The organism is Streptomyces sp. NPDC055955 (assembly GCF_042270245.1).
GTDB lineage: Bacteria > Actinomycetota > Actinomycetes > Streptomycetales > Streptomycetaceae > Streptomyces.
The window spans coordinates 1-22,862 of the sequence record NZ_JBHJYS010000011.1 but is presented as its reverse complement, the minus strand read 5'-3'; the positions used below and the strand labels follow the sequence as shown (position 1 = coordinate 22,862).

Sequence of the window (22,862 nt, the reverse complement as noted above, 5' to 3'; positions counted from 1 at the left end):
GGCTACGCAGCGCATTCTGAAATTACTGGGTGGCGGTGGCCGGCTCCGCGTCCGCCTCGGTCCCGCGCCCGGCGAGCCGCTCGCGCCAGGTGGCGAGCACCGCGGCGTCGGTCGGCCTGGTGGCCAGGGAGACGATGACGAAGGCGGCGAGGGACAGCAGGAGGCCGTAGTAGACGGGCTCGTTGGCGAGGATCCCGTAGCCCCACATCAGGCCGATGACGGAGAGTCCGCCGACGCAGACGGCGGCGAGGGCGCCTGCCACGGTGCCGCGCTTCCACAGCAGACCGCCGAGGATCGGCACGAGGAGCCCGGCGACGAGCAGGTTGTAGGCGACGGTCAGGGCCTCGACGACGTTGTTGAGCGCGATGGCGATGCAGATCGTCGCGACGCCCATGATCAGGATGAAGAGGCGGTTGCCCTTCACCTCGTCGTGGGGCTCGTCGGCGTTCTGGCCGGAGGGCTTGATGGCGCCTCGCAGCCGCGACCAGATGTCGTTGTTGGCGACGGTCGCGCAGGCGATCAGGGCGCCGGACGACGTCGACATGACGGCGGCGAGCGCGGCGGCGAGCACCAGGCCGCGCACACCGATGGGGAGCTCGTCCTTGACGATGGTCGCGAACGCGGCGTCGGCGCTGGGCAGCTTCGGGTACATGACCTTCGCGGCGGTGCCGATGACGGCGCCGGCGACGGCGTAGACCAGGCAGTAGGTGCCCGCGACGGTGCCGCCCACACGGGCGACCTTGTCGCTGCGGGCCGTGAACACGCGCTGCCAGATGTCCTGGCCGATCAGCATGCCGAACGTGTAGATCAGCACGTAGGTGAAGATCGTCTCGCCGCCGATGCCCAGCGGGTCGAAGTACTCGGTGGGCAGCTTGGCCTTCATCTCGCTGAAGCCGCCGGCCTTGATGACGGCGATCGGCAGCAGCAGGAGCAGCACACCGATGGTCTTCACCACGAACTGCACCATGTCGGTGAGGGTGATGGACCACATGCCGCCGAGCGTCGAGTACGCGACGACGATCGAGCCGCCGAGGATGATCGCGATGGTGCGGTTCATGTCGAACAGCACGTCGAAGATCGTGGCGTAGGCGATGGTCGACGTGACGGCGAGCATCAGCGTGTACGCCCACATCACGACGCCGGAGATGAGTCCGGACCGGCCGCCGTAGCGCAGGTCGAGCATCTCGGAGACGGTGTAGACCTTCAGGCGGGCGATGCGCGCCGAGAAGAACACGGACAGGGCGAGCAGGCCGAGGCCGATGGTGAAGACCATCCACGCGCCGGACAGGCCGTACTGGTAGCCGAGGCCCACGCCGCCGATGGTGGAGGCGCCGCCGAGCACGATCGCGGCCATGGTGCCGGAGTACATCATCGGGCCGAGCCTGCGGCCCGCCACGAGGAACTCGCTCTTGGACTTGGCGCGGCGCATGCCCCACCAGCCCATGGCGAGCATGCCGGCGAGATAGACGACGATCACTGTGTAGTCGACGGCCATAGGGCCCTCCTTCGCGCACCTCGGTGGCGTGTCGTGCAGATGGGGGTGGGTGACCGGCCGTGGGGACATCCGCCCGTACCCGGGGCCTGCGGTCGGCACGACCTTAGGTGGCCTGAAAGCAACGCTGAAGTGTACTTTTTATCCACTCTCCCGCGACTGGATGGAGAAAACATCCACCATGCCGGACGCAACCCGGCCGACGGCGGGCCCGCCAGGCCCCTCCGCGCCCCCCGCACCGGCCGTTCCGCCGACCCCGCCGGTGCCGCTCACCGCGCTGCTCGCCCGCGAGGACCTGGGCCTGCGCCAGATCGCGGGCCCGCCCGTGGGCCCCGACACGGTGATCCACTGGGCGCACACGTCCGAGATGGCCGACCCGTACCCGTATCTGCTCGGCGGTGAGCTGCTGCTGACCGCCGGGGTGCACGCGACGGAGTCGGCGGGCACGGGCCCCTATTACGACGACTACGTGGCGCGGATCGTCGCGGCGGGCGGGGCGGCGCTCGGCTTCGGGGTCGCGCCGGTGCACGACACGGTGCCGCGCGCCCTGGTCGAGGCCTGTGAGCGGCACGGGCTGCCGCTGCTCGAGGTGCCGCCCCACTCCACGTTCAGCGGGGTGACCCGCGCGGTGTGGCAGCTGATGGCCCAGGCGCGCCACGCGGAGCTGCGCCGCGTCAGCGAGGCGCAGCAGGGCCTCGCCACGGCGGCGGCACGCCCCTACCCGGTGCCCGCGGTGCTGCGGCAGCTGGCGCAGCGCACCGGCGGCTGGGCGGTGCTCACCGCGCCGGACGGCACGGAGGTCGGCCGGGCCGGTCCCGATCCGTCGGCCGAGGTGAGGGCGGCGATGGCGCAGCTGATGCGGATCGTGCGCCCCGGCGAGACCCGTCTCTTCCCCGCGCCCACGTCGGCTGCGGACACGGTGGGCGGCGCGCACCTGGCGGCGTACGCGCTGGGCGGCGGCCAGGGCTACGCGCTGGGGACGGCGGTCGGCCACCGCGACCCCGGCGACCACACCATCGCGGGGGTGGCGGTGGTCCTGCTCTCCCTGCTCACGGGCGAACACCAGACGACGGCCGAGACGGCGCGCTCGGCGGCCCTGGTCCGGCTCCTGCTCGGCGAGGAGCCGGCCGCCGTCGCGGCGCTGCTCGGCGACGGCACGTGGCGGGTGGTCCACGCCGCGCCCGACCGTCCGTCCCCTCCCCCCGTCTCCCTCGGCACGCCCCTCCTCGACGCGACCGACTCCCTCGTACGCGCCCTGCTCCCCGCGGGCCAGGAGGTCGTCGCCCAGGAGGGCTGGGTGCTGGGGGTGAGCGGCGCGGCGCCCACGGACGACCTGGCGGCGGCCGACGCGCAGGCCTCGCGTGCCCTGACCCGGGCGAAGGCGACCCGCGCCCCGCTCGTGCACCACCACGCGGACGCGCGCGGACTCGCCTCGCTCCTCGACCCGGGGGAGGTGACGGCGCACGCCCGGACGCTCCTCGCCCCGATCGCGCACTCCCCCGCGCTGACCGAGACACTGCGCACCTGGCTGTCCCTGCACGGGAGTTGGGACCGCACGGCCACCGCGCTCGCCGTCCACCGCAACACGGTGCGGCAGCGCATCGCGAAGTGCGCCACGCTCCTGGACACCGACCTGGACGACCCCGACGTGCGCATGGAGCTGTGGTTCGCTCTGCGCCACGCTGAGTGACCCCCGTCCCACCCTCCGGGACATCGGGGCTCCTCTCAGCGCCCGACGGCACAATGGGGGGCATGCCGATACCCGGGATCCCCAGCCGCGACGCGCTCGTCGACCATCTGATCCGCACCCGCATCGCGGGCGACGTGGCCACACCCCGCGACAACAACCTCTCCCACTACCGCAGGCTCGCGAACGGCGACCGCCACTACTGGCTCGGCCTGGAGCTCGGCGACCGCTGGACCGACGAGCAGGACGTCCTCGCGGTGATGGCGGAGCGTTGCGGCGTGAACGACGACCCCGAGTACCGCTTCGGCCAGGACACCATCGACCCGCAGCTCACGGTCGACGCCCTGGACCGGATGGGCGCCCGGCTGCGCAAGGCGGCGGCCGGCAAGGAGCGCGTCCTGTTCGCGACGGGCCACCCGGGCGGCCTCCTCGACGTGCACCGCGCGACGGCCGCGGCGCTGCGCGCGGCGGGCTGCGAGATCGTCGTGATCCCCGAGGGCCTGTCGACGGACGAGGGCATGGTCTTCCAGTTCGCGGACGTGGCGGTCCTGGAGCGCGGCGCGACCCTCTGGCACACGCATTCCCCGGACCCCATGGCGCGGATCCTGGACGGCCTGGAGCGCGAGGGGCGCCCGCTGCCGAACCTCGTCGTCGCCGACCACGGCTGGGCGGGCTGCGCGGGCCAGCGGGGGATCGACTCCATCGGATACGCGGACTGCAACGACCCGGCGCTGTTCGTCGGCGAGGCGGAGGGCACCCTTCAGGTGACGGTGCCGCTCGACGACCACGTCACGAGCCCGCGCCACTACGACCCGATGACGGCCTATCTCCTCGACGCGGCGGGCCTCAGCCCCACGGGTTGAGCCCCTCCTCGCGCCGCTGCGCGAACCCGGGCGTCGGGTCGAGGTAGACCCGGGTCACGTTCGGGAACCGCTCGCGCACCCGCGCGGCCGCCTCCTCGCAGGCCCACTCGATCTGCGCGGCGGTCGAGGTGTCGCGCAGGTCGACCTTCGCCGCCACGAGCGCCTCGCGCGGCCCCTGGACGAGGGTGGTCAGTTCGAGTACGGCCTCGATGTGCTCGACGCCGGCGAGCAGTTCGCGGATCTCCAGGCGGACCGCCTTGGGCAGCGGGCGCCCGATGAGGAGTTCGGCGTTGGACCGTCCGAGGACCCAGGCGACGTACAGGAGCAGCGCACCGATGCACAGGGACGCGATGGCGTCCCAGACGCCGGAGCCGGTGAGCTGACCGCCGAGCAGTCCGCCCGCGGCGAGGAGCAGGCCGACGAGGGCGGCCGAGTCCTCCATGACGACGGCCTTGACGGCCGTGTCGGGGGTGCGGCGCAGATAGTGGCCCACGGCCGCCCCCGTGCGGGCGGCCTCCCCGCGGACCTGCTTGACCCCGGTGCGCAGGGAGAAGCCTTCCAGGACGAAGGCGACGGCGAGGACGATGTACGAGATGAGCGGGTCGCCGAGCTCCTCGCCGGCGATCAGGGTGTGGATGCCGTCGTAGACCGAGAAGACGGCGCCGCCGACGAACGTGGCGACGGCGGCGAGCAGGGCCCAGATGTAGCGCTCCGGCCCGTAGCCGAGGGGATGTTCCTCGTCCGCGGGCTTCTCGCTGCGCTTCAGCGCGGTGAGCAGCAGCACCTCGGTGACGGTGTCGGCGACCGAGTGGGCCGCCTCCGAGAGCATGGCGCTCGACCCGCTGATGATTCCGGCGACGGCCTTGGCGAGGGCGATCCCGAGATTGGCGGCGGCCGCCACGAGGACGGTGGTGACGCTCTCGCCCCCGCCGTCCTCTCCCGCGTCCGCGGCCGTCCCACTCTGCTCAGCGCTCGTGCCCATGCACGTGACGGTATGTCCGATCCCCGCGCGCCGCGAACCACGGGGGCTCACCGCGGGACGCGGACGACGCCCTCCTGGATCACGGAGATGGCGAGCTGTCCGTCGCGCGTGTAGATGCGGGCCTGGCCGAGGCCGCGCCCGCCCGAGGCCGAGGGCGACTCCTGGTCGTACAGGAGCCATTCGTCCGCGCGGAACGGCCGGTGGAACCACATCGCGTGGTCGAGCGAGGCGCCGACCACGTCGCCCACGGCCCATCCCCCGCGCCCGTGCGCGAGCAGCACGGAGTCGAGGAGTGTCATGTCGGAGACGTACGTGGCGAGGCAGACGTGCAGCAGAGGCTGGTCGATGGCGCCGTCGAGCTTGCCGTTCGTACGGAACCAGACCTGTGAGCGCGGCTCCTGCGGGGTGCCCACGCTGCCGAACGGCGGCGCGTCCACGTACCGCAGGTCGACGGCCTCGCGCGCTTCGAGGAGCCGCTCGGCGACGCCGGGCTCGACGAACGCGTCGGCGTAGCGCGGCAGCATCTCGGCGGCGGTGGGCAGCGTCTCGGGGTCGGGCGCGGGCGGCATGGCCGCCTGGTGCTCGAGCCCGTCCTCGTACGTCTGGAAGGACGCCGAGAGATGGAAGATCGGCTGCCCGTGCTGGACGGCGACGACGCGGCGTGTGGTGAAGGAGCGTCCGTCGCGGATGCGGTCGACCGTGTACACGATGGGCGCGCCCGGGTCACCGGGCCGCAGGAAGTACGCGTGCAGCGAGTGGGCGTGCCGGTCGCCGGGGACGGTGCGCCCGGCGGCGACGAGCGCCTGGGCGGCCACCTGTCCGCCGAAGACCCGGGGGACCACGGCGGAGCGGGACTGCCCGCGGAAGATGTCCTGCTCGATCTGCTCCAGGTCGAGCAGATCGAGCAGGGACTCCAGTGCCTGATTCATACAGCCAGTTCTACAGAAGGCGGAGGGACGGGCGGGTTACAGGCCCATGTCCTTCGCGATGATCGTCTTCATGATCTCGCTGGTGCCGCCGTAGATGCGGTTGACGCGGTTGTCCGCGTACAGGCGCGCGATCGGGTACTCGTTCATGAAGCCGTAGCCGCCGTGCAGCTGGAGGCAGCGGTCGATGACGCGGTGCGCGACCTCGGTGCAGAACAGCTTGGCGCTGGCGGCCTCGGCGGGGGTCAGCTCGCCCGCGTCGAGGGCCTCCAGGGCGCGGTCGGCGACGGCCTCGGCGGCGTCCACCTCGGCCTGGCAGGCGGCCAGCTCGAACTTGGTGTTCTGGAAGGAGGCGACGGGCTTGCCGAAGACGGCGCGCTCCTGGACGTACTCCTTGGCGAACCGGACGGCAGCCTTGGCCTGCGCGTAGGCGCCGAAGGCGATGCCCCAGCGCTCGGAGGCGAGGTTGTGGCCGAGGTAGTAGAAGCCCTTGTTCTCCTCGCCGAGGAGGTCCTCGACGGGGACCTTCACGTCGACGAACGCCAGCTCGGCGGTGTCGGAGGTCTTCAGGCCGAGCTTGTCGAGCTTGCGGCCTATGGAGTAGCCCTCGGACTTGGTGTCCACCGCGAACAGGGAGATGCCGTGGCGGCGGTCCTCGGCGGTGGGCGCGTCGGTGCGGGCGCAGACGATCACCTTGTCGGCGTGGACACCGCCGGTGATGAAGGTCTTGGCGCCGTTGAGGACGTAGTGCGTGCCGTCCTCGGAGAGCTTGGCGGTGGTCTTCATGCCCGCGAGGTCGGAGCCGGTGCCCGGCTCGGTCATCGCGAGGGCCCACATCTCCTCGCCGGAGACGAACTTCGGCAGGAAGCGCTTCTTCTGCTCGTCGGTGGCGAGCATCTTGATGTACGGGAGGCCGAGCAGCACGTGCACGCCGGAGCCGCCGAACTGGACGCCCGCGCGCGAGGTCTCCTCGTACATCACCGCCTCGAACTTGTACGAGTCGATGCCGGCGCCGCCGAACTCCTCGGGCACGCGGATACCGAAGACGCCGAGCTCGGCGAGCTTGTAGTAGAAGTCGCGCGGGGCCTGCCCGGCCGCGAACCACTCGTCGTAGACGGGCACGACCTCGGCCTCGATGAAGGCGCGGATGGTGTCCCGGAACGCCTCGTGGTCCTCGTTGTAAACGGTACGGCGCACGACCTGCTCCTTCGGAAACGGCATCACTGCACGACTAAGCGCTTGCTCAGCTTAGGTTACCCGCCAGTTTCTGGAGCGTCCAGAGACGCACGTCACGCCTGGGCGGCCCCGAAGGCCCCGCGGGCCATGCGGTGCAGCAGGCTCGCCGTCGCCTCGCGGCCGGGCAGCCCGCCGGACCTGCCGAGGTGCGGGGTCGAGTTGAGCAGGCCGAAAACGGCGTGCACGGCGGCCCTCGCGGGCTGCTCGACCAGGCCCGGATAGACCTCGCGCACCGCCTCGACCCACAGCTCGACGTACTGGCGCTGGAGCTGACGCACCAGCTTGCGGTCACTGTCGCGCAGGCGGTCCAGCTCACGGTCGTGCAGGGTGATCAGGGGACGGTCGTCGAGGGCGAAGTCGATGTGCCCCTCGATGAGCGAGTCGAGCAGCGCCTCGGGGTCACCGCCGTCGGACTCGGCCAGACGGCGCTTGCCGCCGGTCAGGAGCCGCCCGCTGATGCCGACGAGCAGTTCGGCGAGCATCGCGTCCTTGCCTGCGAAGTGGCGGTAGAGCCCGGGGCCGCTGATGCCGACCGCGGCACCTATCTCGTCGACACCGACCCCGTGGAACCCGCGCTCGGCGAACAGCCGCGCGGCCTCCTTGAGGATCTGCTCGCGGCGGGTGGGGGCGTCGGTTCTGGTGGCCATGAAGGTAATTCTAGACAGCGACGTTAGCGGTCGTTAACCTGAGGGAAACGCGTTAACGCTCATTAACCGAGTGAGCCGAACGACGCGAGCCGAATGAGGGGACTGCGCGATGCAGGAGGCACCGGAGCTGACGAGCGCGGCGGACCCCGCGTCGGAGGCCTGGAGGGCCAACGAGGCGGCGCACGAGGCGCTGGCCGACGAGCTGCGCGGCAAGCTGGCCGCGGCCCGGCTCGGCGGCGGTGAGCGGGCCCGCGCCCGGCACACCGCGCGCGGCAAGCTGCTGCCGCGCGACCGCGTGGACACACTGCTCGACCCGGGCTCCCCGTTCCTGGAGCTGGCGCCGCTCGCGGCCGACGGGATGTACGGGGACCAGGCTCCGGCCGCCGGGGTGATCGCCGGGATCGGGCGGGTCAGCGGCCACGAGTGCGTGATCGTCGCCAATGACGCGACGGTCAAGGGCGGCACGTACTACCCGATGACGGTGAAGAAGCACCTGCGCGCCCAGGAGGTGGCCCTGGAGAACCGCCTGCCGTGCGTCTACCTGGTGGACTCGGGCGGCGCCTTCCTGCCGATGCAGGACGAGGTCTTCCCCGACCGCGAGCACTTCGGGCGGATCTTCTACAACCAGGCACGGATGTCGGGCGCCGGCATCCCCCAGATCGCGGCGGTCCTCGGCTCGTGCACGGCGGGCGGCGCGTACGTCCCGGCGATGAGCGACGAGGCCGTGATCGTGCGCAATCAGGGCACGATCTTCCTGGGCGGCCCGCCCCTGGTGAAGGCCGCCACCGGCGAGGTCGTCACCGCCGAGGAGCTGGGCGGCGGCGAGGTGCACTCCCGGGTCTCGGGCGTCACGGACCATCTCGCGGAGGACGACGCGCACGCGCTGCGGATCGTGCGGACGATCGTCTCGACGCTCCCGGAGCGCGGCCCGCTGCCCTGGTCGGTCACCCCGGCGATCGAGCCGAAGGTGGACCCCGCGGGGCTGTACGGCGCGGTGCCGGTCGACTCGCGCACCCCGTACGACGTGCGGGAGGTCATCGCGCGCGTGGTGGACGGCTCGCGGTTCGCCGAGTTCAAGGCGGAGTTCGGGCAGACCCTCGTCACCGGCTTCGCCCGCATCCACGGCCACCCGGTCGGGATCGTCGCGAACAACGGCATCCTGTTCTCCGAGTCCGCCCAGAAGGGCGCGCACTTCATCGAGCTGTGCGACCAGCGCGGCATCCCGCTGGTGTTCCTGCAGAACATCTCGGGCTTCATGGTGGGGCGCGACTACGAGGCGGGCGGGATCGCCAAGCACGGCGCCAAGATGGTCACGGCCGTCGCCAGCACCCGCGTGCCGAAGCTGACCGTCGTCGTCGGCGGGTCGTACGGGGCGGGCAACTACTCGATGTGCGGCCGGGCCTACTCGCCGCGCTTCCTGTGGATGTGGCCCAACGCCAAGATCTCCGTGATGGGCGGCGAGCAGGCCGCCTCCGTCCTCGCGACCGTCAAGCGCGACCAGATGGAGGCGCGGGGCGAACAGTGGCCCGCCGAGGACGAGGACGCCTTCAAGGCGCCGATCCGGGCCCAGTACGAGGAGCAGGGGAACGCCTACTACGCGACGGCCCGGCTCTGGGACGACGGCGTGATCGACCCGCTGGAGACCCGACAGGTCCTCGGCCTCGCCCTGACCGCCTGCGCCCACGCGCCACTGCCGGAGAAGTCCGGCGGCTTCGGCGTCTTCCGGATGTGAGGGGAGGGAACCCCAATGAACACGTGCATGTTCGACACCGTTCTTGTGGCCAACCGCGGCGAGATCGCCGTCCGCGTCATCCGTACGCTGCGGGCCCTCGGCATCCGCTCGGTGGCCGTGTACAGCGACGCGGACGCCGAAGCCCGCCATGTGCGCGAGGCCGACACGGCCGTCCGCATCGGGCCGCCGCCCGCGGGCGAGAGCTACCTCCGCGTGGACCGGCTCCTCGAAGCGGCCGCGCGCGCGGGCGCGCAGGCCGTCCACCCGGGATACGGCTTCCTCGCGGAGAACGCCGCGTTCGCGCGGGCCTGCGCCGACGCCGGGCTCGTCTTCATCGGCCCCTCCGCCGACGCGATCTCCCTCATGGGCGACAAGATCCGCGCCAAGGAGACGGTGAAGGCGGCCGGGGTCCCGGTCGTGCCCGGCTCGTCGGGCAGCGGCCTGACCGATGCCCAACTGGCGGACGCGGCGCGGGAGATCGGCATGCCCGTACTGCTCAAGCCGTCCGCGGGCGGCGGCGGCAAAGGCATGCGCCTGGTGCGTGACGAGGCGCTGCTCGGCGACGAGATCGCGGCCGCGCGCCGCGAGGCCCGCGCCTCCTTCGGCGACGACACGCTGCTCGTGGAGCGCTGGGTCGACCGCCCCCGGCACATCGAGATCCAGGTCCTGGCCGACGGCCACGGGCACGTGATCCACCTGGGCGAGCGCGAGTGCTCCCTCCAGCGCCGCCACCAGAAGATCATCGAGGAGGCGCCGAGCGTCCTCCTCGACGAGGCGACGCGCGCGGCGATGGGCGAGGCCGCGGTGCAGGCGGCCCGCTCGTGCGGGTACCGCGGCGCGGGCACGGTGGAGTTCATCGTGCCGGGCAACGACCCTTCGTCGTACTACTTCATGGAGATGAACACCCGCCTCCAGGTGGAGCACCCGGTCACGGAGCTGATCACGGGCGTCGACCTGGTGGAGTGGCAGCTGCGGGTCGCCGCCGGTGAGCGACTGCCGTACGCACAAGGCGACATCGAGCTGACCGGGCACGCGGTCGAGGCGCGGATCTGCGCCGAGGACCCCTCGCGCGGCTTCCTGCCGTCGGGCGGCACGGTCGTCTCGCTGCGCGAGCCGCAGGGCGACGGGGTGCGCACCGACTCCGGCCTCAGCGAGGGCACGGAGGTCGGGAGCCTGTACGACCCGATGCTGTCGAAGGTCATCGCGTACGGGCCCGACCGGGCGACCGCCCTGCGCAAGCTGCGCGCCGCTCTCGCGGGGACGGTCACGCTGGGCGTGCCGACGAACGCCGGGTTCCTGCGGCGGCTGCTCGCGCACCCGGCGGTCGTGGCCGGCGAGCTGGACACCGGGCTCGTGGAGCGCGAGGCCGACGGCCTGGTCCCCGGCGAGGTGCCGGAGGAGGTGTACGAGGCGGCGGCCGCGGTCCGCCAGGCGGCCCTGACGCCGTCGGGGTCCGGCTGGACCGACCCGTTCGCGCAGCCGACCGGCTGGCGCCTGGGCGGCACGCCCGCGCCGGTCGACTTCCACCTCAAGGCCGCGGGATGCGAACCCGTCACGCACCGCGCGCGCGGCACCCACACCGTCGGCGCCGACAGCGTCACCGTCCACCTGGACGGCCTGACCCACACCTTCCACCGGTCCGGTGACTGGCTGGGCCGCGAGGGCGACGCCTGGCACGTGCAGGACTTCGACCCGGTGGCTGCCTCGCTGACCGGCGCCGCGCACTCCGGCGCCGACTCTCTCACCGCTCCGATGCCCGGCACGGTCACCGTGGTGAAGGTGGCTGTCGGCGACGACGTGGCCGCCGGGCAGAGCCTGCTGGTGGTCGAGGCGATGAAGATGGAGCACGTCATCTCCGCCCCGCACGCCGGCACGGTGGCCGAACTGGACGTCACGCCGGGCACGACCGTCGCGATGGACCAGATCCTCGCGGTCGTCACGCCCCACGAGGAGATGACGGCATGAGCAACCCCGCACCCACCGCCCTGCCCATGGTCGTGCCCTCCCAGGATCTGCCCGCGCGCGTGCGGATCCACGAGGTCGGCGCGCGTGACGGACTGCAGAACGAGAAGGCGACGGTTCCCACGGAGGTGAAGGCGGAGTTCGTGCACCGCCTCGCGGCCGCGGGCCTGACCACCATCGAGGCGACCAGCTTCGTGCACCCCAAGTGGGTGCCCCAACTGGCGGACGCCGAAGCCCTGTTCCCGATGCTCCAGAACTTCGAGGGCGCGGCCCGCCCGCACCTGCCCGTCCTCGTGCCGAACGAGCGGGGTCTGGACCGGGCCCTCGCGCTCGGGGCGCGCCGCGTCGCCGTGTTCGCCAGCGCCACGGAGTCGTTCGCCAAGGCCAATCTGAACCGGACGGTGGACGAGGCGCTCGCCATGTTCGAGCCGGTCGTGACCCGCGCCAAGGAGGGCCGGGCGCATGTGCGCGGCTATCTCTCCATGTGCTTCGGGGACCCGTGGGAGGGCGCCGTCCCGGTCCACCAGGTCGTCCGGGTCGCCAAGGCCCTGATGGACATGGGCTGCGACGAGCTCAGCCTCGGCGACACGATCGGCGTCGCGACGCCGGGCCACGTCCAGACGCTCCTGGCCGAGCTCAACGAGGAGGGCGTGCCGACGAACGCGATCGGCGTGCACTTCCACGACACCTACGGCCAGGCCCTGTCCAACACCCTCGCGGCGCTCCAGCACGGAGTGACCACCGTGGACGCCTCCGCGGGCGGCCTCGGCGGCTGCCCGTACGCGAAGAGCGCCACCGGAAATCTCGCCACCGAAGACCTCGTGTGGATGCTTTCGGGCCTCGGCATCGAGACCGGGGTCGACCTGGGCCGTCTCACCGCCACCAGCGCGTGGATGGCCGAACAGCTGGGCCGGCCCAGCCCGTCCCGCACCGTCCGCGCCCTCGTGAAGACGGCACAGCCCCTACAGGAGCAGTGAACAAGATGGACCACCGCCTGAGCAGCGAGCACGAAGAACTCCGCCGCACCGTCGAGGAGTTCGCGCACGACGTCGTCGCCCCGAAGATCGGCGACTTCTACGAGCGGCACGAGTTCCCGTACGAGATCGTGCGGGAGATGGGCCGCATGGGCCTGTTCGGGCTGCCCTTCCCGGAGGAGTACGGCGGGATGGGTGGCGACTATCTGGCTCTCGGGATCGCCCTGGAGGAGCTGGCGCGCGTCGATTCGTCCGTGGCCATCACGCTGGAGGCGGGCGTCTCGCTCGGCGCGATGCCCCTCCATCTGTTCGGGACCGAGGAGCAGAAGGCCGAGTGGCTGCCGCGGCTGTGCTCCGGCGAGATCCTCGGCGCGTTCGGCCTGACCGAGCCCGACGGCGGCTCGGACGCGGGCGCGACCCGTACGACGGCGAGGATCGACGAGGCGACCGGCGAGTGGGTGATCAACGGCACGAAGTGCTTCATCACCAACTCCGGTACGGACATCACCGGTCTGGTCACGGTCACGGCGGTCACCGGCCGCTCCCCCGAGGGCAAGCCGCAGATCTCCTCGATCATCGTGCCGTCCGGCACGCCGGGCTTCACGGTGGCGGCGCCGTACTCGAAGGTCGGCTGGAACGCGTCGGACACGCGTGAGCTGCACTTCGACGACGTACGGGTCCCCGCGGCCAACCTGCTCGGCGAACAGGGCCGCGGATTCGCCCAGTTCCTGCGCATCCTCGACGAGGGCCGCATCGCGATCGCCGCGCTGGCCACGGGTCTGGCGCAGGGCTGTGTGGACGAGTCGGTCAAGTACGCCAAGGAACGGCATGCGTTCGGCCGCACCATCGGCTCGTACCAGGCGATCCAGTTCAAGATCGCCGACATGGAGATGAAGGCGCACACGTCCCGCCTCGCGTGGCGTGACGCGGCCTCGCGGCTGGTGAGCGGGGAGCCGTTCAAGAAGGAGGCGGCGCTCGCCAAGCTCTACTCGTCGACGATCGCGGTCGACAACGCGCGCGAGGCCACGCAGATCCACGGGGGCTACGGCTTCATGAACGAGTACCCGGTGGCCCGCATGTGGCGCGACTCCAAGATTCTGGAGATCGGCGAGGGCACGAGCGAGGTGCAGCGCATGCTCATCGCGCGGGAGCTGGGTCTGACGGGCTGAGAGGGCGGCGACGAGGGGGCCCTCTGGACATCTTCTTAGGTTAGGTTAACCTAAGCCAGAATCCGGCCAGCGGCCCTCCGTTCGTCACGAAAGCAGCCACTGTCATGTCCCATGCCCGTCTCACCACCCCTTCCCGTCGCGGCATCCTCGCCGCGGGCGGCGCCCTCGGCCTCGGAGCCGCGCTCGCCGCCTGCGGCAGCGATTCCAAGGACAGCGGCTCGGGCGCCAAGTCGGGCAGCGCCAAGTCCGGCCCCTGGTCCTTCAAGGACGACCGCGGCACGACGGCGAAGAGCGACAAGACACCCGCGAACATCGTCGCGTTCACCGGTGTCGCCGCCGCCCTGTTCGACTACGGCATCGAGGTCAAGGGCGTCTTCGGCCCGACGACCACCAAGGGCGGCAAGGCCGACGTGCAGGCCGGCGACATGGACGTCAGCAAGCTGACGGTCATCGGCAACACCTGGGGCGAGTTCAAGATCGAGAAGTACGCGGCGCTCGCCCCCGACCTCCTCGTGTCGACGATGTTCGACGACAAGGGGACCCTCTGGTACGTCCCCGAGGAGTCCGCGGACAAGATCCTCGAACTCGCCCCGAGTGTCGGCATCTCCGTCTACGACCGGCAGATGACCCAGCCGCTGGCGCGGCTGCTCGAACTCGCCGGGTCGCTCGGCGCGGACGTGAAGGCCGAGAAGACCGTCAAGGCGAAGAAGCGCTTCGAGGACGCGGCCGCCCGCCTGCGCAAGGCCGCCAAGGCCCGTCCCGAGATCCGGGTGCTCGTCGGCTCGGCGAGCCAGGACATCTTCTACGTCTCCGGCTCCAACCTCTCCGCCGACCTGGAGTACTTCAAGTCGCTGGGCGTGAACATCGTGGAGCCCACCGAGAAGGCGAAGAAGGCCAGCGGCGGCTGGTTCGAGAACCTCAGCTGGGAGAACATCGACGCCCACCCGGCGGACATCATCATGATGGACAACCGGACGTCGGCCATCCAGCCCGCCGACCTCGACAAGGCCACCTGGAAGAAGCTGCCCGCCGTCAAGGCCGGCCAGGTCATCCCGCGCGTCACCGAGCCCATCTACTCGTACGCCAAGTGCGCCCCGATCCTCGAGGACCTCGCCGAGGCCATCGAGAAGGCGAAGAAGGTCGGCTGACACACATGACGACGACCGAGTCCCCCGCGATCGCACCCTTCCGATTCTTCGACCTCCAGGTGACGCGGACGCGGCGGCTCGGTCCGTCGCTGCAGCGCGTCACGTTCACCGGGCCCGACCTCGTGGACTTCCACGCCGGGGGCCGCGACCAGAGCCTGTCGCTGTTCCTGCCGCGGCCGGGCCAACAGGCCCCCGTCCTGCCGGCCGCGGAGCCGGGTGACGACGGCCGCGCCTGGCACGCCGCGTACCGGGCCCTCCCGGACGACGTGCGGGCCGTGATGCGCTCGTACACGGTCAGCGGGCAGCGCCGCGCGCCCGGCGAACCCGGCGAGGTCGACATCGACTTCGTCCTGCACCACGACGGCCCCGGCGGCGCGGGCCCCGCCTGCGTCTGGGCCGAGGCGGCGAAGGCCGGTGACCGCGTGACGGTCCTCGGCCCGGCGGTCGCCGACAACACCGCCGTGCGCTGCCGCCCCCACGAGGGCGCCGACCACGTCCTGATGTGGGGCGACGAGACCGCTCTGCCCGCCGCCCTGGGCATCCTCGCCTGGCTGCCGCCGGAGCTGCCCGCGCACGTCTGGCTGGAGGTCCCGCACCGCGAGGACATCCCCGCGATCGAGACCTCGGGCGACGTCACCGTCACCTGGCTCGTGCGTGACGAGAACGCGCCGTCCGCGCTGGACGCGATCCGCGCGGCGGAGCTGCCTGACGCGTCGAGTCCGTACGCCTGGCTCGCGGGCGAGTCCGGAACGATGAAGGAGCTGCGCCGCCATCTCGTGCGCGAACGCGCCTACGACAAGCGGTCGGTGACGTTCGTCGGTTACTGGCGCAAGGGGCTCAGCGAGGACGGCCTGCGCGTCGCCGAGGCCCAGGAGGCGGCTGCGGAGAACTGACGGGCAGCACATTCCGGCCACTCACGAGGGGCGGGGTCGCCAGCACAACTTAGGTTAGGCTAACCTAAGTCAGGCGCTGGGACCTCGCCCCTCTCCCATGCCGCCCGTCTTCCCCGCTCACCCGCATTCCTGCCCCCACCCGGAGGACCGTTCATGCGCTCGCACCTGCTCAACGACACGACCGCGGAGCACTACCGCCGTTCCGTGACCGAGGGAATCGAGCGGGTGGCGGCCAAACTCGCGACCACCGAGCGGCCGTTCACCGGGGTCACGGTCGACGAGCTCACCCCCCGCATCGACGCCGTCGACCTGGACAAGCCCCTCCTCGACACCACCGCCGCACTCGACGAGCTCGAAGAGGTCTACCTCCGCGACGCGGTCTACTTCCACCACCCGCGCTACCTCGCCCACCTCAACTGCCCGGTCGTCATCCCGGCCGTGGTCGGCGAGGCCGTGCTCAGCGCGGTCAACTCCTCCCTCGACACCTGGGACCAGTCGGCCGGCGGCACCCTGATCGAGCGCAAGCTCATCGACTGGACCACGAGCCGTATCGGCCTCGGCCCCGCCGCCGACGGCGTCTTCACCTCCGGCGGCTCCCAGTCCAACCTCCAGGCGCTGCTGCTCGCCCGCGACGAGACCAAGTCCGAGAACCCCGAACACCCCACGAAAATGCGGGTGTTCGCCTCCGAGGTCAGCCACTTCAGCGTCAAGAAGTCCGCGACGCTCCTCGGCCTGGGGCCCGACGCCGTGGTCACCATCCCCGTGGACCGCGACAAGCGGATGCGGACCGTGGCCCTCGCCCGGGAACTGGAGCGCTGCCGCGAGGAGGGCCTCGTGCCGATGGCGGTCGTCGCCACGGCAGGGACCACCGACTTCGGCTCCATCGACCCGCTCCCCGAGATCGCCGAGCTCTGCGCCCAGTACGGCACCTGGATGCACGTCGACGCCGCGTACGGCTGCGGGCTCCTCGCCTCCGTCAAGAACCGGCACCTCCTCGACGGCATCGAGCGCGCCGACTCCGTCACCGTCGACTACCACAAGTCGTTCTTCCAGCCCGTGAGTTCGAGCGCCGTCCTGGTCCGGGACGCGGCCACCCTGCGGCACGCCACGTACCACGCCGACTACCTCAACCCGCGCCGCATGGTCACCGAGCGCATCCCCAACCAGGTCGACAAGTCCCTCCAGACGACTCGCCGCTTCGACGCGCTCAAGCTGTGGATGACGCTGCGCGTGATGGGCGCCGACGGTGTCGGGCAGCTCTTCGACGAGGTGTGCGACCTGGCCGGCAAGGCCTGGGGGCTGCTCGCCGCGGACCCCCGGTTCGACGTCGTCGTCGAACCGCAGCTGTCCACCCTCGTCTTCCGCCACATCCCGGCCGGCGTCACCGACCCCGCCGAGATCGACCGCGCCAACCTGTACGCCCGCAAGGCCCTGTTCGCCTCCGGCGACGCCATCGTCGCGGGCACCAAGGTGGGCGGCCGCCACTACCTGAAGTTCACCCTGCTCAACCCCGAGACCACCGTCGACGACATCGTCGCGGTCCTCGATCTGATCGCCGGCCACGCCGAGCAGTACCTGGGAGAGAACCTTGTCGAAGCTTCCTGAGTCCCCTGATCCCCTCGACTTCATCGGGATCGGCCTCGGCCCCTTCAACCTCGGCCTGGCAGCCCTCACCGAGCCGATAGCGGAACTGAACGGTGTCTTCCTGGAGTCCAAGCCGGACTTCGAGTGGCACTCGGGGATGTTCCTGGAGGGCGCCCACCTCCAGACGCCGTTCATGTCGGACCTGGTCACGCTCGCCGACCCGACCTCCCCGTACTCCTTCCTGAACTACCTCAAGGAATCGGGGCGGCTGTACTCCTTCTACATCCGCGAGAACTTCTATCCCCTGCGGACCGAGTACAACGACTACTGCCGCTGGGCCGCCGCGAAACTCACCAGCATCCGCTTCGGCACGACCGTCACGCAGGTGTCGTACGACGAGGCCGCCGAGGTGTACGTCGTGAGCACCGAGGGCGGCGAGACCTACCGCGCGCCGCGCCTCGTCCTCGGCACCGGCACTCCGCCGCACATCCCCGAGCCCTGCCGGGGCCTCGGTGGCGACGCGATCCACAACTCCCGCTATCTGCACCACAAGCGGGAGCTCCAGCAGAAGGACTCGATCACCCTCGTCGGCAGCGGCCAGTCCGCCGCGGAGATCTACTACGACCTCCTCAGCGAGATCGACGTCCACGGCTACCGCCTCAACTGGGTCACCCGCTCCCCGCGCTTCTTCCCCCTCGAGTACACGAAGCTGACGCTGGAGATGACCTCTCCCGAGTACGTGGACTACTTCCACGCGCTGCCCGAGGAGACCCGCTACCGCCTGGAGAACCGGCAGAAGAACCTCTTCAAGGGCATCGACGGCGACCTCATCAACGAGATCTTCGACCTGCTCTACCAGAAGAACCTGGCCGGGCCCGTCCCCACCCGGCTGCTCACCAACTCGGCTCTGCGGAGCGCGAGTCACGAGAACGGTACGTACACGCTCGGCCTGCGCCAGGAGGAGCAGGGCAAGGACTTCGAGCTGCGTACCGACGGCCTGATCCTGGCCACGGGTTACACGTACGAGACGCCCGCCTTCCTGGAGCCGGTCCGTGACCGGCTCAACTGGGACAGCCGGGGCCGCTTCGACCTCGCCCGCAACTACTCCGTCGACACCACGGGCCGTGGCGTGTTCGTCCAGAACGCCGGCGTGCACACCCACTCGATCACCTCACCCGACCTGGGCATGGGCGCGTACCGCAACGCGTACATCATCCGTGAGCTGCTCGGCACCGAGTACTACCCCGTAGAGAAGACCATCGCGTTCCAGGAGTTCGCCGCATGAGCACCCCCACCGGCTCCCCCACCGGCACCTTCGGCATCCGCCCCCTCGACCCGGTCGCGGACGCCGAGCTGCTGCACCGCTGGGTCACCGACCCCAAGGCCGCGTTCTGGCTGATGCAGGACGCGAAACTGCAGGACGTGGAGCGCGAGTACATGGCGATAGCCGCCGCCGAGCACCACGACGCGTTCCTGGGCCTCCACGACGGCGAACCCGCCTTCCTCATGGAGCGCTACGACCCGGCGCACGTCGAACTCGTGGGCCTGTACGAGCCCGAGCCCGGCGACGTCGGCATGCACTTCCTGACGGCGCCCAGCGACGTCCGCATCCCGGGCTTCACCCGTGCCGTGATCACCACGGTGATGGAGTTCCTGTTCGCCGACCCGGCGGCCCGGCGCGTCGTCGTCGAGCCCGACGTGCGCAACAAGGCCGTGCATGCCCTGAACGAGGCCGTCGGCTTCGTCCCCGCGCGGGTCGTCCAGAAGCCCGAGAAGCAGGCGCTGCTCAGCTTCTGCACACGCGAGCAGTTCCTCGCCGCCACGGGGGTGGCCGCCGTATGACGCTCTCCGACGCCGTCACCCACCTCTCCCCCGAGCGCTGGGCCGAGGCCAACCGCCTCCTCATCCGCAAGGCTCTCGCCGAGTTCACCCACGAGCGTCTCCTCACGCCGCAGCGCCTCGACGGCGACCGGTACTCGGTGCGCTCCGACGACGGCGCGACCGAGTACCGCTTCAGCGCCCGCCGCCTGCGTCTCGACCACTGGCAGGTCCGCGCCGACTCGATCTCACGCCACCGCGACGGCGGCGAACTCCCGCTCAGCGCGCTGGAGTTCCTCATCGAGCTGAAGACCTCACTCGGCCTGAGCGACGCGATCCTGCCGGTCTACCTGGAGGAGATCTCCTCCACCCTCTCCGGCACCTGCTACAAGCTCGCCAAGACCCCGGTCACCGCGGCCTCCCTCGCCCTCGACGGCTCCTTCCAGGAGATCGAGACGGGCATGACCGAGGGCCACCCCTGCTTCGTCGCCAACAACGGCAGGCTCGGCTTCGGCGTCCACGAGTACCTCTCCTACGCGCCCGAGACCGCGAGCCCGATCCGGCTGATCTGGCTGGCGGCGACGCGGGAGCGGGCCGCTTTCACGGCCGGCGCCGGGCTCGACTACGAGTCCCACCTGCGCGCCGAGCTGGGTGAGCAGACCCTCGCGCGGTTCGCCGCCACGCTCACGGACCAGGGCCTGGACCCGGACGACTACCTGCTCATCCCCGTCCACCCCTGGCAGTGGTGGAACAAGCTGTCGGTCACCTTCGCGGCCGAGGTCGCCCAGCGCCGTCTGGTGCTCCTCGGCGAGGGCGACGACGAGTACGTCGCGCAGCAGTCGATCCGCACGTTCTTCAACGCCTCGCACCCGGACCGGCACTACGTGAAGACGGCCCTGTCCGTCATCAACATGGGCTTCATGCGCGGCCTGTCCGCCTCGTACATGGAGGCCACACCGGCCATCAACGACTGGCTCGCGCAGCTCATCGAGAACGACGAGGTCCTCAAGGCGACCGGCCTGTCGATCATCCGCGAGCGCGCGGCCGTCGGCTACCGGCACCTGGAGTACGAGGCCGCGACCGACCGCTACTCCCCGTACCGCAAAATGCTCGCCGCTCTGTGGCGCGAGTCGCCCGTCCCGTCCCTGGCCGACGGGGAGCGCCTCGCCACGATGGCCTCGCTGCTCCATGTCGACGCCGACGGACGCTCGTTCGCCGCGGCCCTCGTCGAGCGCTCGGGCCTGACGCCCGCCGAGTGGCTGCGCCCGTACCTGCGGTCGTACCTCACCCCGCTGCTGCACAGCTTCTACGCGTACGACCTCGTGTACATGCCGCACGGCGAGAACGTCATCCTGGTACTCGGCGAGGACGGCACGGTCCAGCGGGCGATCTTCAAGGACATCGCCGAGGAGATCGCGGTCATGGACCCCGACGCGGTCCTCCCGCCCGGCGTCGACCGGATCCGGGTCGAGGTTCCCGACGACCAGAAACTGCTGTCCGTCTTCACGGACGTCTTCGACTGCTTCTTCCGCTTCCTCGCGGCGAACCTGGTCACGGAGGGCGTGCTCGACGAGGACACGTTCTGGCAGGCGGTCGCCGACTGTGTCCGCGACTACCAGGAATCGGCTCCCCAACTCGCCGACAAATTCAGGCAGTACGACATGTTCGCCCCGGAGTTCACGCTGTCCTGCCTCAACCGGCTCCAGCTGCGCAACAACGAGCAGATGGTGGACCTCGCGGACCCGTCGGGAGCGCTTCAGCTGATCGGGACGCTGGCGAACCCGATCGCGTAGACGTGAGTGGGGCTCCCAGGACGCCGCGGTCCACAGCGACTGCGGCGTCGGTCGGAGCCCCACTCGTTCGCCTGCGGTGACCTAGCCCGCGGGCCAGGGCACCTGCGTCGACCTGTAGTAGCCGATGCCGAGCGCGTCCCAGCGCGGAGCCTGCGCCGCGAGCCTGACCTTGTACGTGTTCCAGTCGTGCGTGGCCTGCGGGGACCAGCCGAGCTCGGCGACACCCGGCAGCCTCGGGAAGGCCATGTACTCGACCTGCGCGGAGGTCGACAGGGTCTCCGACCACAGCGGCGCCTCGACGCCCTGGACGGCCGACGCCGGAACGCCGGGAAGGTAGCTGCCCGGGTTCCAGTCGTACGAGCGCTGCACCTCGACATACCCGGCCCAGGCGAGGCCGAGCGGGGTGTCCTTGTTGTACTTCATGTCGAGGTAGAGACGGTCGGCCGGCGACATGACGATCCCCGTCCCCTTCTGCGCCGCCGCCGCGACCTGCGCCTTCTCGGCCGCGCTGGTCCCGTCGAGACCCCAGTACTGGGCGAGGGCGCCCTTCGCCGGAGTGGCGCCGGTCAGCTGGTGCCAGCCGATCACGGTCTTCCCGTACTTGGCGACGATCGGCTGCACCTTGTCCATGAACGTGACGTAGTCCTCATGGCTGGTCGAGTGCGCCTCGTCGCCGCCGATGTGGAGGTACTTGCCGGGCGTGATGGCGGCGAGCTCACGGATCACGTCGTCGACGAAGTCGTACGTGCGGTCCTTGTTGACGCACAGCGAGCTGAAGCCGACGTTCGTGCCGGTGTAGAGCGGCGGCGCGACACCGTCGCAGTTCAGCTCCGCGTACGAGGCGAGCGCCGCGTTGGTGTGGCCCGGCATGTCGATCTCCGGGATGACCTCCAGGTACCGCGAGGCGGCGTACCGGACGATCTCCTTGTACTGGGCCTTGGTGTAGTAACCGCCCTGCCCGCCGCCGACCTGCGTGGACCCGCCGTACGTGGCGAGCTTCGGCCAGGAGTCGATGGCGATGCGCCACCCCTGGTCGTCACTCAGGTGCAGATGCAGCTTGTTGACCTTGTACAGGGCGAGTTCGTCGATGTAGCGCTTGACCTTGTCGACCCCGAAGAAGTGCCGGGAGACGTCGAGCATGGCGCCGCGGTAGCCGTACCGGGGGCTGTCCTCGATGGTGCCGCCCGCGACGAGCCACGGCCCGGTCTGCCTGCTGCTCTCCTCCACCTCGGCGGGCAGCTGCTGGCGCAGGGTCTGCACGCCGTGGAAGAGACCGGCGGCCTTGTGGGCGGTGATGGTGACGGAGCCGCGGCCGGACACGAGCCGGTACCCCTCGTCACCCAAGCCCTTCTCCCTGCCGCTGAGTTCGAGCCGGATGCCGTCGTGACCACCCTGGCCCGTGACCGGCAGCCGGTAGCCGGTGGAGGGCCTGAGCACGCCCGCGAGGTAGTCGGCGACGCTCCGCGCCTCCTTCGAGTCCCGCTCGACGCGGATCCGCGTCTTCGAGGTGATCTCGTACGCCGGTCCGCCCGCGGCCACCGACGCCGGAGCGGGTATCACCTGGCCCAGCGGGGTCGCGGCGGCGGATCCCGCACCCGGTGACGGGGCGGCGCCGACGGCGGACACCCCCGCGGCCGCGACGAGCAGCAGCGAACCGAACAGCCGGGCGGTCCTGCGGCGCTGCTTCTGTTGCTGTCTCACAAACGGTCCCTTCGACGAGCGACTAGGTCGTGGATCGCGGGGGGTTTCACATCTGTGCAGCCGAACAGTCACCATGGGTACCCTCCGCCCCATGAGCGGGTCAAGGGTGTAGACCAATTCTCACCGAGGTGAGCGACAGGAGCCGTAGGTCAACCGGCCGTCGCCTCGGCCGTGTTGGCGGCGTCTGCGCGAGCGGGGCTGAGGCCACGGCGGGGCCCGCCCCGTGCCGCCGGGGCGGGGCCCGCCGTGGCCGCA

18 protein-coding genes are annotated in these 22,862 nt (G+C 70.9%); 12 read left to right on the top strand and 6 right to left on the bottom strand.

All coding sequences use genetic code 11. The features are described from left to right. Window positions 1–22: 22 nt before the first annotated feature. Window positions 23–1,495 (bottom strand): sodium:solute symporter, encoded by a 1,473-nt coding sequence (locus tag ACFC96_RS22440; protein ID WP_376613783.1) that lies wholly within the window; start codon window positions 1,493–1,495, stop codon window positions 23–25. Between the two features lie 178 nt (window positions 1,496–1,673). Here ACFC96_RS22440 and ACFC96_RS22435 point away from each other — a divergent pair, with 178 nt between their 5' ends. Together ACFC96_RS22435 and ACFC96_RS22430 are read left to right on the top strand one after the other, a co-directional pair. Beyond that, entirely contained in the window at window positions 1,674–3,182 is a 1,509-nt protein-coding gene (locus ACFC96_RS22435; protein ID WP_376613781.1) for a PucR family transcriptional regulator ligand-binding domain-containing protein, read from the top strand. A gap of 62 nt (window positions 3,183–3,244) precedes the next feature. Next, a complete protein-coding gene (locus tag ACFC96_RS22430) occupies window positions 3,245–4,042 on the top strand; it encodes a phosphatase (protein ID WP_376613779.1) in 798 nt (265 codons plus the stop codon). On the opposite strand, the gene ACFC96_RS22425 is transcribed toward ACFC96_RS22430, so the two are convergent. From ACFC96_RS22425 to ACFC96_RS22410, 4 genes are all read right to left on the bottom strand, one after another. Further along, window positions 4,026–5,024: a cation diffusion facilitator family transporter gene (locus tag ACFC96_RS22425; RefSeq protein WP_376256435.1), complete on the bottom strand. Its 999-nt coding sequence runs from the start codon at window positions 5,022–5,024 to the stop codon at window positions 4,026–4,028. The genes ACFC96_RS22430 and ACFC96_RS22425 overlap by 17 nt on opposite strands. 47 nt (window positions 5,025–5,071) lie before the next feature. Beyond that, window positions 5,072–5,953, bottom strand: coding sequence for an acyl-CoA thioesterase (locus ACFC96_RS22420; RefSeq protein WP_376256437.1), 882 nt, complete (start codon window positions 5,951–5,953; stop codon window positions 5,072–5,074). Between the two features lie 36 nt (window positions 5,954–5,989). Next, window positions 5,990–7,147: an acyl-CoA dehydrogenase family protein gene (locus ACFC96_RS22415; protein ID WP_100594312.1), complete on the bottom strand. Its 1,158-nt coding sequence runs from the start codon at window positions 7,145–7,147 to the stop codon at window positions 5,990–5,992. A gap of 92 nt (window positions 7,148–7,239) precedes the next feature. Continuing rightward, window positions 7,240–7,833 carry a TetR/AcrR family transcriptional regulator gene (locus ACFC96_RS22410; protein ID WP_376256439.1) on the bottom strand — a complete coding sequence of 198 codons (594 nt, stop codon included), beginning with the start codon at window positions 7,831–7,833 and terminating at the stop codon, window positions 7,240–7,242. Between the two features lie 109 nt (window positions 7,834–7,942). On the opposite strand from ACFC96_RS22410, the gene ACFC96_RS22405 reads away from it, so the two are divergent. From ACFC96_RS22405 to ACFC96_RS22360, 10 genes are all read left to right on the top strand, one after another. Further along, the gene (locus ACFC96_RS22405; protein ID WP_376256440.1) at window positions 7,943–9,565 is read left to right on the top strand and encodes a carboxyl transferase domain-containing protein; all 1,623 of its coding nucleotides are present in this window, start codon (window positions 7,943–7,945) and stop codon (window positions 9,563–9,565) included. 27 nt (window positions 9,566–9,592) lie between these two features. After that, on the top strand, window positions 9,593–11,530 hold the full coding sequence (locus ACFC96_RS22400; RefSeq protein ID WP_376613777.1) for an acetyl/propionyl/methylcrotonyl-CoA carboxylase subunit alpha: 1,938 nt from the start codon (window positions 9,593–9,595) through the stop codon (window positions 11,528–11,530). Beyond that, a complete protein-coding gene (locus ACFC96_RS22395) occupies window positions 11,527–12,504 on the top strand; it encodes a hydroxymethylglutaryl-CoA lyase (RefSeq protein ID WP_376256441.1) in 978 nt (325 codons plus the stop codon). The genes ACFC96_RS22400 and ACFC96_RS22395 overlap by 4 nt, the downstream gene beginning before the upstream one ends. A gap of 5 nt (window positions 12,505–12,509) precedes the next feature. After that, complete coding sequence (locus tag ACFC96_RS22390; RefSeq protein WP_376256442.1) at window positions 12,510–13,670, top strand: acyl-CoA dehydrogenase family protein; 1,161 nt, start codon at window positions 12,510–12,512, stop codon at window positions 13,668–13,670. Window positions 13,671–13,774: 104 nt separating this feature from the next. After that, window positions 13,775–14,818: an ABC transporter substrate-binding protein gene (locus ACFC96_RS22385; RefSeq protein ID WP_376613775.1), complete on the top strand. Its 1,044-nt coding sequence runs from the start codon at window positions 13,775–13,777 to the stop codon at window positions 14,816–14,818. Window positions 14,819–14,823: 5 nt separating this feature from the next. After that, complete coding sequence (locus ACFC96_RS22380; protein ID WP_376613773.1) at window positions 14,824–15,711, top strand: siderophore-interacting protein; 888 nt, start codon at window positions 14,824–14,826, stop codon at window positions 15,709–15,711. 153 nt (window positions 15,712–15,864) lie between these two features. Next, entirely contained in the window at window positions 15,865–17,316 is a 1,452-nt protein-coding gene (gene desA, locus ACFC96_RS22375) for a lysine decarboxylase DesA (protein ID WP_376613771.1), read from the top strand. Beyond that, the gene (locus tag ACFC96_RS22370) at window positions 17,300–18,580 is read left to right on the top strand and encodes a lysine N(6)-hydroxylase/L-ornithine N(5)-oxygenase family protein (protein WP_376613769.1); all 1,281 of its coding nucleotides are present in this window, start codon (window positions 17,300–17,302) and stop codon (window positions 18,578–18,580) included. The genes desA and ACFC96_RS22370 overlap by 17 nt, the downstream gene beginning before the upstream one ends. Further along, a complete protein-coding gene (locus ACFC96_RS22365; protein WP_376613767.1) occupies window positions 18,577–19,137 on the top strand; it encodes a GNAT family N-acetyltransferase in 561 nt (186 codons plus the stop codon). The genes ACFC96_RS22370 and ACFC96_RS22365 overlap by 4 nt, the downstream gene beginning before the upstream one ends. Further along, window positions 19,134–20,906, top strand: a complete 1,773-nt coding sequence (locus tag ACFC96_RS22360; protein ID WP_376256451.1) for an IucA/IucC family protein — start codon at window positions 19,134–19,136, stop codon at window positions 20,904–20,906. Before ACFC96_RS22365 ends, ACFC96_RS22360 begins: the two co-directional genes overlap by 4 nt. 81 nt (window positions 20,907–20,987) lie before the next feature. Here ACFC96_RS22360 and ACFC96_RS22355 read toward each other — a convergent pair whose 3' ends face one another. Continuing rightward, window positions 20,988–22,682: a beta-N-acetylhexosaminidase gene (locus tag ACFC96_RS22355; RefSeq protein WP_376256453.1), complete on the bottom strand. Its 1,695-nt coding sequence runs from the start codon at window positions 22,680–22,682 to the stop codon at window positions 20,988–20,990. Between the last annotated feature and the right edge of the window lie 180 nt (window positions 22,683–22,862).

Excerpts from the sequence above, each read along its gene's own strand:
- ACFC96_RS22440 (WP_376613783.1), bottom strand. The coding sequence starts at position 1,495 with ATGGCCGTCGACTACACAGTGATCGTCGTCTATCTCGCCGGCATGCTC.
- ACFC96_RS22435 (WP_376613781.1), top strand. The coding sequence starts at position 1,674 with ATGCCGGACGCAACCCGGCCGACGGCGGGCCCGCCAGGCCCCTCCGCG.
- ACFC96_RS22430 (WP_376613779.1), top strand. The coding sequence starts at position 3,245 with ATGCCGATACCCGGGATCCCCAGCCGCGACGCGCTCGTCGACCATCTG.
- ACFC96_RS22425 (WP_376256435.1), bottom strand. The coding sequence starts at position 5,024 with ATGGGCACGAGCGCTGAGCAGAGTGGGACGGCCGCGGACGCGGGAGAG.
- ACFC96_RS22420 (WP_376256437.1), bottom strand. The coding sequence starts at position 5,953 with ATGAATCAGGCACTGGAGTCCCTGCTCGATCTGCTCGACCTGGAGCAG.
- ACFC96_RS22410 (WP_376256439.1), bottom strand. The coding sequence starts at position 7,833 with ATGGCCACCAGAACCGACGCCCCCACCCGCCGCGAGCAGATCCTCAAG.
- ACFC96_RS22405 (WP_376256440.1), top strand. The coding sequence starts at position 7,943 with ATGCAGGAGGCACCGGAGCTGACGAGCGCGGCGGACCCCGCGTCGGAG.
- ACFC96_RS22400 (WP_376613777.1), top strand. The coding sequence starts at position 9,593 with ATGTTCGACACCGTTCTTGTGGCCAACCGCGGCGAGATCGCCGTCCGC.
- ACFC96_RS22395 (WP_376256441.1), top strand. The coding sequence starts at position 11,527 with ATGAGCAACCCCGCACCCACCGCCCTGCCCATGGTCGTGCCCTCCCAG.
- ACFC96_RS22390 (WP_376256442.1), top strand. The coding sequence starts at position 12,510 with ATGGACCACCGCCTGAGCAGCGAGCACGAAGAACTCCGCCGCACCGTC.
- ACFC96_RS22385 (WP_376613775.1), top strand. The coding sequence starts at position 13,775 with ATGTCCCATGCCCGTCTCACCACCCCTTCCCGTCGCGGCATCCTCGCC.
- ACFC96_RS22380 (WP_376613773.1), top strand. The coding sequence starts at position 14,824 with ATGACGACGACCGAGTCCCCCGCGATCGCACCCTTCCGATTCTTCGAC.
- desA (WP_376613771.1), top strand. The coding sequence starts at position 15,865 with ATGCGCTCGCACCTGCTCAACGACACGACCGCGGAGCACTACCGCCGT.
- ACFC96_RS22365 (WP_376613767.1), top strand. The coding sequence starts at position 18,577 with ATGAGCACCCCCACCGGCTCCCCCACCGGCACCTTCGGCATCCGCCCC.
- ACFC96_RS22360 (WP_376256451.1), top strand. The coding sequence starts at position 19,134 with ATGACGCTCTCCGACGCCGTCACCCACCTCTCCCCCGAGCGCTGGGCC.
- ACFC96_RS22355 (WP_376256453.1), bottom strand. The coding sequence starts at position 22,682 with ATGGTGACTGTTCGGCTGCACAGATGTGAAACCCCCCGCGATCCACGA.